Here is a 1,314-nt window from a genome sequence, read left to right on the forward strand (position 1 = left end):
CGCTACGACGGGCCGTACGTCATCCTTTTCTCCCTGATTCTGTCGGCCGCCATGGCGCGGTTCGTGATGCTGGACCGACGTTTCGTCCGCGTCGGGATCGGGACCTTCCTCGTCATGACCGCCGCGGTGGCGGTCATCGGCATCACCCAGTCCCAGGGGTACGACTTCTGGGCGTGGCTGGGCGTGAACGGTCTCGGGACGACCCCCCGCACGACGCTGGGGAACCCCGCCTTCGCGTCGCTGATCCCCGCCATGGGCGCCATCATCGTCGCCAACATCGCCGGCGGGGAGGACGTCCGCACGAACCCGCGCAAGGCCGCCCTGTGGATCGCCTTCGGGGCCTTCCTCGCGTTTGCCGCCGGGAGCGCCTCGAGTCGGTCCGCGGTCGTGGGGTACTGGGTCGTGCTGGCGATCTGGACCACCGTCAACCTCCTGCGCGGCGTGCGGGTGGGCGACTGGAAGCGGGCGGTCTACCCGCTGTTGATCGCCGGCGTGTTCGTCGGCTCGCAGGCGATCGGGGGGAGTTCGAACCAGTACGCCTCGGGCAAGTTCGAGGCGCTCACCGACATGGTGACGGGCGAGCGGGTGGACAACAGTTGGCAGACCCGCGTGCGCTTCTGGACGATTGCGCTCCGCGCGTTGGAGGATCAGCCCCTCCGGCCGTACGGGTCGGGTGCGTACTCCGTCGTGATGTGGGAGTACGCCGACCCCGAGGAGACGCGCGAGCTCTACCGCATGTTCGTGCCCGAGGAGGCCATCCCGACCGTCCAACGGCAACAGAACGTCCTGATCTACCAGGACCCGAACAGCGGGGAGCGGGTCGGCCAGCGGGTCAACAGCGACAAAGTCCACAACTACCTGCTCGACGCCTGGCTGGCGTACGGCATCGTCCCGACGATCGCGCTCGTCGCGGTGATCGTGGCGATCGTTGCGCGCATGGTGCAGGCGGGCGGGCCCGTCCCCTGGGCGGTGATCTCCGCCGGGACCGTCTACGCCTTCTTCTCGATGGCGTGGTTCCCCGCCGTCGCCACCGACCCCCTCGTGTTCTCCCTCCTCGGGATCGGCTGGGGGGCGGCGGAACGCGAGCTCCGGGGGATCCCATACGAACCCACGGAGGGAAGCTTCGCCGCCCCAGGGGCCCCGCTACGCTCCGGTCGGAAGCTCACGCGCGCGGAAGCGCGCCGCCGCAAGCGCAAAGGCTGAACCCACGCCACGACCCGTGCCGGGCCGTGGCGATCGCGCGGTGCGGTGGGGCGTGTCGCGATCGTCCTAGCGCACGTCTCCGAACGCCGTGCCCTGGCGCGGGTCCGCGCC

Annotated in this window: 1 protein-coding gene; it reads left to right on the forward strand. The window is 70.2% G+C overall.

The window, feature by feature from the left end; translation table 11 throughout:
- Positions 1–1,203: O-antigen ligase family protein (locus RI554_11610; protein MDR9392659.1), on the forward strand; the 1,203-nt coding region annotated here is incomplete at its 5' end.
- Positions 1,204–1,314 lie beyond the last annotated feature (111 nt).

This window comes from Trueperaceae bacterium, assembly GCA_031581195.1.
Lineage (GTDB): Bacteria > Deinococcota > Deinococci > Deinococcales > Trueperaceae > SLSQ01.